The organism is Flagellimonas zhangzhouensis, assembly GCF_900102925.1.
In the GTDB taxonomy this organism is placed as follows: Bacteria; Bacteroidota; Bacteroidia; order Flavobacteriales; family Flavobacteriaceae; genus Flagellimonas; species Flagellimonas zhangzhouensis.
This window is the reverse complement of the sequence record NZ_FNKI01000001.1, coordinates 1,140,262-1,153,048: the sequence shown is the minus strand read 5'-3', so window position 1 is coordinate 1,153,048 and position 12,787 is coordinate 1,140,262. Positions and strand designations below refer to the sequence as shown.

Sequence of the window (12,787 nt, the reverse complement as noted above, 5' to 3'; positions counted from 1 at the left end):
TCCATGAACCCAAACGAAGAGAAGTTAATAAAGGATTTGAGACTTCACTCAAATGACCATTCCCCTACCTTGGTTCCCCATCCATTGTACATGGACAAATTCCAACCAGCGTTCTTTTACCTTGACGGTCATGCCGATCTATTATTGACCGTTCGCTCATTGCTATACCTTTCCATGAGGGCAATAAATCCTGATCTTGGTTCGGACGATGTAATGGACAGGAACGAAGAGGAATTCATCCATCAAGCGATGACCATTGCCAACCGATTGATGCCGGTCGGGGAAGAGGCTTTGATGGACCATTTGAACCTGTTTTATCGGGAGGAAAAGAAGGGCAAAGTAGAGGAATGATTAAGGAATAGCTAAACATTTTTTCCACAAATAAGCAGGGTTTTTTATGATTTTTACGCTAAAAATTCCTTGATTTTACTGGGCTGAAAGCATTTTTCCGTTAAAAATGGGAATACTCTAGAAATTTAAACTGGGTTAAAAGTGGAATGAAATCCACATCTAAGGGTCACAACAAATTACCGTTTTTTAGTCAAAAATCCATTGATTTTACTGGGCTGGAGGCCTTTTTTAGTCAAAAATGATGTAAACGCCAATAACCATTATTTTTAAAAAACATCCTAATAATGGGCTTTTCCGAAGGAAAATGAATCAATAGCGCCGCATTTGCGCGCTATCCTCTTGCTATACATTTCTCGTCCCGCAAGCGGGACAACAAATGATAGCCTTATTTAAACTATATTTTTTAAGGCATCAGTCCACTACCTTTGCTGGGCGGGTTCATTGCCACACCACGCTGTCTTTATCAGCCGTCTGTGCCCCCATTACCCGCAAGGTGCTAGCCCATTCTTAACCGCGGTATGGCAACTAAGGTGTAAAGTTATCTAAAACCGAGTTACTATGATAACTTTAAAAAGTTGCCGACACTGAAAAAGATTGAATAAAAAATAAAACCCATTATTATCAGTTGTAATTATGGATTAATTCCCCAAGATTTAGAAAAAAATTAACCAACCAATTATAAAAATGGCAGAATTTTTACAAGGCGACCAGCTTAATGCAGCACTTTCGACAATTTTTGATAAGGCCGAAGAAGATCTAATCATTATTTCCCCATTCATCAAACTTCATTCAAGAATAAAGGACATCCTAAAATCCAAGAAAGAAAATGACAAGCTAAAGATTACCATAGTTTTTGGTAAAAATGAAGGCAAGATTTCAAAAAGTTTCAGTCAAGAGGAATTTGAATTACTTAAGGATTTTCCAAGCATTGAAATAAAATATGAACCACGTCTTCACGCCAAGTACTATGCCAATGAATCATCAGCCCTTTTAAGTTCAATGAACTTATACGACTATTCACAGAACCATAATATTGAATTTGGCATATTGACCAAATTCAATTTATTGGGAGAATTGACAGGAAATATGCTTGGCGACACATTGGACAAAGAAGCCCTACAATACTTTTTAAAGGTTGCTGATAATAGTCAAACGTTATTTAAAAGAACACCAAAATATGATGAAGCACTAATGGGCTTAAAGAAAAGGTATACGGGTTCAACAACAGAGGATAACTTGACTGACTTGTATCGAGAAAGTTCTACTGAAACTAAATCTTCCAAAAAGAACCGTCCGGCCACAATGGAATCTTTCGGCTATTGTATTCGAACGGGTGTGAAAATTCCCTTTAATCCAGAGCGTCCCTTTTGTGATAAAGCGTATAGATCATGGGCCAAATACAAGGATGAAAATTATCAGGAAAAGTATTGTCATTTTTCAGGAGAAGAATCAAATGGTGAAACTTCCTTTTCCAGACCGATTCTTAGAAAGAACTGGAAAAAGAGCCAGGTTATTGCTTAAATACCAAACTACTTTTCGACATCATCATTAATTTTTAGGCTTGCCATAACTCGTGGGTAGGCCTAAATAGTTTATGCCATTTTCAAGGATGGCTTGAAACCCATATATTAGTAGGAAAAATCCACCTTATTTGGATTTTAATTTAACTCCCCCATTTATTTTATAATTCGAAGGTGTTTTAACAATAGATTCTAACAGGTTCAAATACGTTAATTTGAATTCCCTGATTAATTTCAGGAAGACCATTTATAAAAATTTTTAAATGTAAAATCAAATCATGGGTAAAACCAAGACTGAAAAAACCAAATCCATAGAAGAAACCCTTTGGCAATCTTGCGATAAATTAAGAGGCTCTGTTGAACCATCAGAATACAAACACGTAGTATTAGGGTTAATATTCTTAAAGTTTACCAGTGACAAATTTGAAAAACGTAAGGAAGAACTCATATCCGAAGGCAAAGAGAAATATGTAGAAATGAAAGATTTCTACAACATGAAAAACGTTTTCTTTTTGGAAGAAATTTCCCGGTGGTCATACATCAGCAAAAATGCGAAACAGGATGATATTGCCATTAAGATTGACACGGCATTACACACCATCGAAAAAAACAACCCATCGTTAAAAGGGGCTTTACCCGACAATTACTTTTCACGCTTGGGCTTGGATAAAGCCAAATTAGCCTCATTACTCGATAAAATCAATGAAATTGATACCCTTCAGAATGAAGGCCAAGATATCGTGGGCAGAGTTTATGAATACTTCCTGTCCAAATTTGCCTTAAAGGAAGGAAAAGGAAAGGGAGAATTCTACACTCCAAAAAGTATTGTGAACCTTATTGCGGAAATGATTGAACCCTACAAAGGAATCATTTATGACCCCGCTTGTGGTTCGGGCGGTATGTTCGTGCAGTCAATCAAATTCATCGAGAACCATCATGGTAATAAAAAGGAGGTTTCCATTTATGGTCAAGAATACACCAATACTACATATAAGTTGGCCAAGATGAACTTGGCTATCAGGGGAATTTCTGCCAATTTGGGTGATAAAGCAGCGGATACTTTCGCCCAAGATCAACACAAAGATCTAAAAGCTGATTTCATAATGGCAAACCCGCCTTTCAATCAAAAAGATTGGAGAGGTGCGGATGAGTTATTAGACGACCCACGTTGGAAAGGCTACGATGTACCACCAAAGAGTAATGCCAACTATGGTTGGATTTTAAATATGGTGAGCAAACTTTCCGAAAATGGTGTGGCAGGGTTTATTTTGGCAAATGGCGCTTTATCTGGTGGTGGCGAAGAATACAAAATCCGTAGAAAACTCATTGAAAACAACTTGGTGGAAGCGATTGTAATTCTACCAAGAAGTATGTTCTACACTACAGATATTAGTGTAACGCTTTGGATTTTAAATAAAAACAAAACCGAACGCACGGTTGAATTACCAGATACTACACGAAATTACCGCAATAGAGAGGATGAAATTTTGTTTATGGACTTACGCCAAATAGGCGAACCGTTTGAGAAAAAGTATACTCAATTTTCAGAACAACATATTCAAGAAATAGCCAAAACCTACCACAACTGGCAGCAAAAAGACTCAGGTTACCAAGATGTTCCTGAATATTGTTATAGTGCCAGTTTAGAAGAAGTTGCTAAAAAAGACTTCTCCTTAGTGCCAAGCAAGTATATCGAGTTTGTAAACCGTGACGAGAACATCAATTTTGATGAGAAAATGACTGCTTTACAAACCGAATTGACCCACTTACTACAACAAGAAGCCCAGAGCAAAACCGAATTATTAACCGTGTTTAAAGAGTTAGGTTATGCAATCAAATTATAAAAAACTCGGGGATTACGTACAACCAGTAAACAATCGCAACACGGATTTAAAAGTTGAAACACTTTTAGGGGTAAGTATTCAAAAAATCTTAATACCCTCTATTGCAAATACAGTAGGCACAAATATGAAAACCTACAAGATTATCAAACAAAATCAATTTGCTTATGGTCCGGTAACTTCTCGGAATGGAGATAAAATTTCAATAGCTCTATTACAAGAATATGATGAAGCTATAATTTCACAAGCTTACACAGTATTTGAAGTTGTCGATTCGAATAGATTGCATCCCGAATATTTAATGATGTGGTTTAGAAGACCAGAGTTCGATCGTTACGCACGCTTTAAATCGCACGGTAGTGCACGTGAAACATTTGATTGGGAAGAAATGTGCGAAGTAGAGCTCCCCATTCCAAGTATAAAAAAACAACGAGAAATTGTTAAAGAATACAACACCGTTATCAACCGCATCATACTCAACGAACAACTCAACCAAAAACTGGAAGAAACTGCTCAGGCCTTGTACAAGTATTGGTTTGAAGACTTTGAGTTTCCTAACGAAGAAGGAAAACCATATAAGTCTTCTGGTGGGGCTATGGTGTATAACGATGAATTAGATAAAGAGATTCCTGAAGGGTGGGCAGTTGTTTTTCTTTCCGATAAAATAGAGTTTAAAAACGGAAAATCAAAACCCAATCAAGTAGGAAATATTCCAATCTATGGTGGTAACGGAATACTTGGTTATGCAAACAAATTTAATTTTGAGAATATAATTGCAATTGGAAGAGTTGGTGCATACTGCGGTAGTCTCTATTATGTTCCAAATAAGTGTTGGATAAGTGACAATGCCATATGTGGCAAATCAAAAAACGACAACAACTTATTTTCATTCTATTTATTAAAATCCTTTAATCTTAATGAAAAAAGTGAAGGTACTGGACAACCTTTGCTAACCCAAGGATTGTTAAATTCATTAATACTTGAATATCCAAATAAAAATGTAATTAGAAAATTTGAAGATGTGATCCAAATAGTTTTTGATAATATTTATCAACTCTTAAATGAGACAGAATCATTATCAACTTTTCAAAAACTACTTCTCTCAAAAATGACAAGCGTTGAGGAGGTGAAAACGGAAATAGTATGAAATATAAATATCAATTAATCCTGCTCGGTACGCTTAGTGAAAACTCCAAGGATATAGAATCCTTGTTCTTTGATAAAGTTTCGGAACTAAAATTACCTGCTGACGCCTTTATTATAATTGACGAGAGGAATTTTAGCAGTGACTACAAGCAAAACCAGCCTGCCTTTTGTATGTACTTTGGGGATAACAAGGGTGATTTTAATAGTCTAGATGAATTAGATATTTTAATTAAAGATGCAACACCAATACTTCCAATATTCAATAATTCATTTAGTGCCGAAATTCCTAAAAAACTAGAAAACTACAACGGCCAAAAATACGGTGCCTCAAAAGACAATAAGATTGTAAACCTTGCTTTGGAGTCATTTGGAAAATTACGACATACTAGAAAGGTCTTTATAAGTTATAAACGTGAGGATTCCACCTCAGTAGCTATTCAATTATATGAGGCATTAGAGCGAAATAGTTTTGATGTGTTTTTGGATACCCATTCAATAAAACAAGGTGAGCTATTTCAGGAAGAACTTTGGCACAGGATGACGGATTGTGATGTCATTGTAATGCTTAACACCCCTCATTTTATGACAAGCCGATGGTGCAAGGATGAATTAGCCGAAGCAAGCGCTAAACAAATTGGCATTTTACAATTGATATGGCCAAAACACAAAATTGAAAGTATTTCCCATATCTGTGAACCACTGGAATTAAAGAGAGGAGATTTTAGAAGATGTAATTACTCATCCAAGAACACCTCTAAATTAAAGAACAAGGTAGTCGAACAAATTGTTCAATCCGTTGAATCTTTAAGGGCTAGAAATTTGGCGGCGAGACAGGATAATTTAATAACGGAGTTCACAAATATTGCAACTAAATATGGTAAATCCATTAACCTACAACCCGAACGTTATTTAACCGAAAATTTGAATAATACTAAACGGAGAGTGTTTATTCCAGCTGTTGGTATGCCTCAATCCATTGATTGTAACTATTGGGATGAACAAAAAATGAAAATTAAAGGGTTTAAAGTAGATAGTTTACACTTAATCTATGATGATATTAGGATTAGAGAAAAGTGGTTAAATCATTTGGCGTGGCTTAATAAGTCCTTACCCGTTAAAACAATAAAAAAACAAGAATTTGACAGATGGCTAAAAAGCAACTAGAAAATATTTTTCTTTCTGCGAGTATTCCATTACCGGAAAGAGATGAAAAATACCAGGCTAATTGTGATGTAATTGCTATTAGGGACGCAGTTATTGCTTTGGTCACAACTATTCTTCCACATTACAGATTAATATGGGGGGGGCACCCGTCCATTACACCATTAATTTATCATGTAATGCAAAAAATGGAAATTAATATCCAAGAACATCTGACCCTGTACCAATCTGATTTTTTTAGTCAATTTTACCCAGAAGACAACAATAAGTTCAAAAATGTAATTATCACTCCAAGAGGTGCTGATAGAGATTCCAGTTTAGAGATAATGAGACAACGAATGATTGCAGGAAATCAATATCGTGCAGGTATTTTTATTGGTGGCATGGAAGGTGTTGAAGATGAACACAATATGTTTTTGAAAAACCATGCTGCATCCTTGGTTTTACCTATTGCCAGTACAGGCGCAGCAGCAAAAATAATCTATGAAAGAAACTCGTATGCCCCCGATACAAGATTATTAGAAGATTATGCCTACGCTTCGCTTTTTAGAGACTATTTATTAAACGACAATTCAAATAATTATGGGGAGGAAGGTATTTATCAGCTATAAGTATGCTGATACACAAGTGGAGTCTTTGGGCAGTCAAGATTTAAAGTTTGATGGTTCCAAATTTTATTATCAAAATAGAACCACTAGAGTTCGGGATTATGTAGATGAATTACAAAAGTTAATTGGAAAGGATAATATAAATCTTGGAGAAAAAGATGGAGAAAGTTTAGCCGAATTTACAGATGAAACCATTAGAACTTCCTTAAAGGAAAAAATTTTTGGGAGCAGCATTACTATTGTTATGATTTCAAAAGGAATGAAAGATATTTTCAAATTGGAAAAAGATCAATGGATACCATGGGAAATTTCATATTCATTGAAAGAGATAACGAGGTCTGACCGAACCAGTAGAATGAATGCTGTTCTAGGGATTGTTCTTCCAGATATAACAGGCACATACACTTGGTTTTTAGAAAAGAACCCTACATGCAACTCATTAACTCATAAAACAGATCAATTATTTGACATTATTAAAAAGAATATGTTCAATCAAAAGTTACCAGAAACTTCGAATTGTAATGGTAATACAATATTCTATGGTGAGTCTAGCTATATTAAAATGGTTAGATGGGATGAATTTATATCAAACCACTCCACATACATTCAAACATCAATTGATATTAGGGATAATCAGGACAATTATAAAATCACAAAAACTATTTAATAATGGCTAAATATTCCGTTCATCAACAACCTGTGGAGACTCTTCTTAGTTGGATAAAATCCGGTGAAATAGCCATCCCTGAAATACAACGACCTTTTGTATGGAAAGCTTCAAAAGTTAGGGACTTTATAGATTCACTTTATCAGGGTTATCCAGTAGGATATATCATTACTTGGCGTAATCCTGACGTAAAGCTTAAAAATGGAGACCTATCTGCAGGCAAAAAAGTGTTGATTGATGGTCAACAGCGAATAACTGCGTTAACTGCGGCCATTGTTGGACAAAAGGTGTTGAACAAGAATTACAAGGAAGTTGCCATACGTATTGCATTTAACCCCTTAACAGAAAAGTTTGAGGTGCTTAATAAAGCTAAAGAGAAAAGCAATGAATGGATCAATAATATCAACCCTATAGTCAATGATGAAGTTTCTATTACCAAATCAATAAGGAATTATCTTAATGCCAACCCAGACGCTGACGAAGATTTAGTGGAAGATAGGATTGAAAACTTAAAACGCATAAAAAACAAGCAGGTTGGGATCATTGAGCTTGATCACTCCCTGGATATTGACACAGTAACGGAGATTTTTATTCGTATTAACCAAAAAGGTGTTGTGTTAAGCAATGCTGACTTTGTTATGTCGAAGGTTGCTGCTGACGAACTTAATGATGGAAATAAAATGCGGAAATTAGTGGACTATTTCTGCAGGTTAATCGTTGACAAAGGCTTTAAAAAACATATAGAAGATAACGACAAAGAATTTTCGTCACACAGATATTTTGGTGCCATTAAATGGATGGCCGGTGGAAAAGATGAGCTCTACGTCCCCAATTATGTTGATGTATTAAGGGTTTCATTTACTTATAAATTTAGTCGTGGTAAGTTTAGTGATTTAGTGGCCTTACTATCTGGTAGAAATTTTGAATTAAGAACTTATGAAGCGGAAATAGCGGAAAGTAGTTATAAGTTACTATCGGAAGGTCTTATGGATTTCGTGGATAAAACCAACTACCAACGCTTCTTGATGCTGGTACAATCTACAGGTTTAATACACAATAAGCTTATCTCCTCAAAAAACAGCTTAAATTTCTCCTACACCCTTTACTTAAAATTAAGAAATGAAGGTAGATCTGAAACCGAAGTACAACAATTTGTGAAACGGTGGCTGATTATGTCCTTGCTGGTTGGGCGATATTCTGGATCTTCAGAATCGATGATTGATGAAGACATCAAACAAATAAATGAAAAGGGCATTGAAGCATACTTGCTTCAAATGGAACAGACCTATTTAGGTGACGGATTCTGGGATTTTGGCTTGGTGTCAGACCTTGAAACAACGAGTGTAAACAATAATGCATACAATGTTTATTTGGCCGCACAATGTAATGAAAATGCAACAGCATTTCTTTCGAAGAGTATGAAAATAAATAGTCTTATTGAACAACGTGGGGACATTCATCACATCTTTCCCAAAAAGTATTTGACGGATAATGGGTTTGTTCAGAGACAATATAACCAAATAGCCAATTTTGTTTATACCGAGCAGTCTACAAACATTAAAGTTGGCAAAATGGCCCCCAAAGAATACATGAAGAAAGTGTTGGAAGAAATTGATGCAAAAAGATATGATATAAGCACTATTGATTCGAAACCTATAATAGAACAAAATCTTGAAACGAACGATATGCCAAATCTGCTATACAGCGCTGATTATACGGATTACCAAGACTTTTTAATTTCAAGACGTAGAATGATGGCAGATAAAATAAAGAACTATTACAAGAGTCTATAGTAGTAACACATGAAATTCATTGAAGCAAGATTAGAGGACGTATTTATTGAACTTTTGGGCAATCAGGATTTCCCACATTTCTTGGGCAATACTATAAACCGCGTTCCCGAAGAAGTCCTGATTGAAAAAGATTTAATTGATTTTCTGTTAAACCAATATAAAAATGAAGGGCTGACGCTAACTGAGGCCAAGTCCATTTTATTACAATTAAAAACCCTACCTGCTTCAGATCTATATGAGACCAACAAAACATTCATGCAATGGCTTTCCGACGGCTTTAGTTTTAAACGGGAAGACCGCAACCAAAAAGACATTTGGATCTATCTTATCGACTATTCCGAGATAAACAACAACACGTACAAGTTTGTAAACCAACTGGAAATCGTTGGTTCGGAAAAACGCATTCCCGATGGTATCATCTATATCAATGGATTGCCCGTTGTGGTGTTTGAGTTCAAAACGGCCATTCAAGAAAATTGTACCATTCATAATGCATACGTACAGTTGACCACACGTTACAAGAGGGATATTCCCGAGTTGTTCAAATACAATTCATTTTGTATCATCAGCGATGGGGTCAACAACAAAGCAGGTTCATTTTTTGCTCCTTATGAGTTTTTCTATGCTTGGCGTAGAATATCTGGCTCCAATAAAGAGGTTGATGGTATTGATAGTATGTTCACTCTTGTACAGGGTATGTTCCATCAGGATAGATTTAGAGATATCATCCAAAACTTCATTTATATACCCGATACCTCAAAAAAAGATGAGAAAATTGTATGCCGGTATCCACAATATTATGCAGCACGGGCCTTATACGAGAATATAATAAAGGCCCAAAAGCCTGAAGGCGACGGCAAAGGCGGAACCTACTTTGGCGCAACGGGAAGTGGCAAGAGTTTTACCATGCTATTTCTTACGAGACTATTAATGAAAAGCCCTTACTTCGAAAACCCCACTATTGTTCTCATTACCGACCGCACCGACTTGGACGACCAACTCTCAGGTCAATTCACGAATGCCAAGAGATATATTGGCGACAATTCGGTGACCAGTGTTGAAAGCAGGGCCGATTTAAGGGAACTGCTCCAAGGACGTGCCAGTGGTGGTGTATTCTTAACTACCATACATAAGTTCACCGAAGACATCGAATTATTAACAAAGCGTAGCAATGTCATCTGTATTTCTGATGAAGCCCACAGAAGCCAGACCAACTTAGATCAAAAAATACGGGTAACTGAAAAAGGTGTCAAAAAATCCTATGGTTTTGCCAAATATTTGCACGATTCATTGCCCAATGCCACCTATGTTGGCTTTACAGGCACTCCTATTGATGCCACTTTAGACGTATTCGGCAAAGTGGTCGACGCCTATACCATGACCGAATCGGTCCAAGATGAGATTACCGTAAGAATTGTATATGAAGGCAGAGCAGCTAAAATCGCCCTACAGAACAGCGAGCTTGAAAAAATAGAGAAATACTATGAGGAAGCAGCCGAGGCCGGGGCCAATGAATATCAAATAGAGGAAAGCAAAAAGCAATCTGCCAACATGAACGCCATTTTGGGCGACCCGGACAGACTAAAGGAATTGGCAGCCGATTTTGTTCAGCATTACGAAAAGCGGGTGACTGAAGGCGCGACCGTAAAGGGCAAGGCCATGTTTGTCAGCAGTTCTCGTTTTATAGCTTATGAGTTCTATAAAAACGTACTTGAATTAAAACCTGAATGGAACGATATAAAAGTAGCTGAGGACGGTGCTGTCTTGACCGACAAGGAAAAGCGGGAAATAAAGCCCATGGAACGGATCAAAATGATCATGACCCGGGGAAAAGACGATCCAAAGGAATTGTACGACATATTGGGAACAAAGGATTATCGCAAGGAACTGGACAGACAATTCAAGAACGAGAAATCCAATTTCAAGATAGCCATTGTGGTGGATATGTGGTTGACCGGTTTTGATGTCCCCTTCTTGGACACCATCTATATTGACAAGCCTATCCAGCAACATAACCTGATACAGACCATTTCCCGTGTGAACCGTAAATTCAAGGGAAAAAATAAGGGCTTAGTAGTGGATTACATTGGCATCAAAAAACAAATGAATCTAGCCCTTAAAAAATATTCCGAGGGCGACAAGGACAATTTTGAGGATATACAACAATCCTTGACCATAGCCCGTAATCATTTGGATTTACTGGACAAACTCTTGCACAAGTTTGACAGCTCAAAATATTTTAATGGCACCCCATTGGAGCAGTTGGACACATTGAACAAGGCCGCAGAATTTGTTCAACTGACCAAAGAAATGGAAACCCGTTTTATGGGCTTGGTCAAGCGACTTAAGGCCGCCTACGATATTTGTGCCGGTAGTGAGGAATTATCACAAAAGGAACGAGATCAAACCCACTTCTATTTAGCGGTGCGCTCCATAGTTTTCAAATTGACAAAGGGCAATGCACCCGATACAGCCCAAATGAATGCCAAGGTAAGGGAAATGATTAAAAATGCCCTGCAAAGTGATGGTGTGGATGAAATCTTCAAAATGGGCGAAGCAACCGACAAAGAGCAAGATATTTTTGACGAGGACTATTTGGCCAAAATCGATAAAATCAAGTTGCCCAATACCAAGATCAAGTTGTTACAACAATTATTGGCAAAGGCTATAGGAGAAATGAAGAAGGTAAACAAGGTCAAGGGTGTGGACTTTTCAAAGAAAATGGAATCCCTTGTAAATCGTTACAACCAAAGAGACGAGAACGATATCCTCCGAAGCGAGGTCTATGAAGAAATGGCCGAACAGCTGACCAATTTGATTTGGGACGTTTATACGGAGTACAAATCCGGCAATGATCTAGGGATAGATTTCGAGGAAAAAGCCTTTTATGACATCCTCAAGGAATTGTGTATCAAATATGATTTTACCTACCCAGAGGACAAATTGATAAATTTGGCCAAAGCGGTAAAGGAACTGGTTGATGGTCAAGCCAAATTCCCTGATTGGAATAAACGAAATGATATCAAAGCTGCCCTAAAGGTAGGCTTGATACTTTTGTTGGACGAACATGGTTACCCCCCTGTGGAACGGGATGAAGTTTATGAAGAAATCTTTGAGCAGGCAGAGAATTTCAAAAAGTATTCCAGTGGTAATTTCTGACCAAGAAAAGCGCTAAACAACATTTCATATTTTCACTTTTACTAAAGGTCGGAGTATCTAAATGGCAATCCACCAAAACAAGTCAAAAGGCATCAAAACAACTAGTCCAGAACTTGTTTAAAATCGGGACAAGCATTGAACAAGTACTGAACAAGTACTGAACAAGTCTTAATATGTATAATAAACATATATAAACTATTTAAAACATAATATAAACTGAATTTTAAAATTTCACTTTTTTTTGATTTACTCAAATTGGAACAAATAAAATGGGAGCATCCAGCAACCCATACAAGTTAAAATCGATCAATACGCAAAAAATCACCTGGTCCCCAAAGACATATCGGTCAGGGATGCATTCGTTGCAACAATATTACATCCCGCACAATCAAATTTAGACCTGATTTAAAAGCATAAATACCAATTCTCGTAAAATCATCGTTCCAACACATTTAAACATCTTAAATCGACCCCTATGGACGAATCAAGATTTACTCCAAAAAGTCAAATTTGGTCATTCCCTTCATTTGCATTTCTTTGA

The 12,787-nt window shown here is 36.7% G+C and carries 9 protein-coding genes; all 9 read left to right on the top strand.

The window, feature by feature from the left end; translation table 11 throughout:
* The first annotated feature begins 3 nt into the window (after window positions 1-3).
* The 9 genes from BLQ18_RS05015 to BLQ18_RS04975 all read left to right on the top strand — a co-directional run bounded on the left by BLQ18_RS05015 (window position 4) and on the right by BLQ18_RS04975 (window position 12,246).
* Complete coding sequence (locus BLQ18_RS05015; protein WP_139150364.1) at window positions 4-351, top strand: hypothetical protein; 348 nt, start codon at window positions 4-6, stop codon at window positions 349-351.
* A 684-nt stretch (window positions 352-1,035) separates the two neighbouring features.
* Window positions 1,036-1,872, top strand: coding sequence for a phospholipase D family protein (locus BLQ18_RS05010; protein ID WP_090293292.1), 837 nt, complete (start codon window positions 1,036-1,038; stop codon window positions 1,870-1,872).
* A gap of 277 nt (window positions 1,873-2,149) precedes the next feature.
* Complete coding sequence (locus tag BLQ18_RS05005; RefSeq protein WP_090293291.1) at window positions 2,150-3,715, top strand: type I restriction-modification system subunit M; 1,566 nt, start codon at window positions 2,150-2,152, stop codon at window positions 3,713-3,715.
* Complete coding sequence (locus tag BLQ18_RS05000; RefSeq protein WP_090293290.1) at window positions 3,699-4,859, top strand: restriction endonuclease subunit S; 1,161 nt, start codon at window positions 3,699-3,701, stop codon at window positions 4,857-4,859. Before BLQ18_RS05005 ends, BLQ18_RS05000 begins: the two co-directional genes overlap by 17 nt.
* Entirely contained in the window at window positions 4,856-6,022 is a 1,167-nt protein-coding gene (locus tag BLQ18_RS04995; protein ID WP_090293289.1) for a toll/interleukin-1 receptor domain-containing protein, read from the top strand. The genes BLQ18_RS05000 and BLQ18_RS04995 overlap by 4 nt, the downstream gene beginning before the upstream one ends.
* The gene (locus BLQ18_RS04990; RefSeq protein WP_090293288.1) at window positions 6,004-6,630 is read left to right on the top strand and encodes an SLOG domain-containing protein; all 627 of its coding nucleotides are present in this window, start codon (window positions 6,004-6,006) and stop codon (window positions 6,628-6,630) included. The genes BLQ18_RS04995 and BLQ18_RS04990 overlap by 19 nt, the downstream gene beginning before the upstream one ends.
* Window positions 6,602-7,294, top strand: a complete 693-nt coding sequence (locus tag BLQ18_RS04985) for a TIR domain-containing protein (protein ID WP_090293287.1) — start codon at window positions 6,602-6,604, stop codon at window positions 7,292-7,294. Before BLQ18_RS04990 ends, BLQ18_RS04985 begins: the two co-directional genes overlap by 29 nt.
* Window positions 7,295-7,296: 2 nt before the next feature.
* Window positions 7,297-9,087, top strand: a complete 1,791-nt coding sequence (locus tag BLQ18_RS04980; protein WP_090293286.1) for a GmrSD restriction endonuclease domain-containing protein — start codon at window positions 7,297-7,299, stop codon at window positions 9,085-9,087.
* Between the two features lie 9 nt (window positions 9,088-9,096).
* Window positions 9,097-12,246: a type I restriction endonuclease subunit R gene (locus tag BLQ18_RS04975; protein ID WP_090293285.1), complete on the top strand. Its 3,150-nt coding sequence runs from the start codon at window positions 9,097-9,099 to the stop codon at window positions 12,244-12,246.
* The last annotated feature ends 541 nt before the right edge of the window (window positions 12,247-12,787 follow it).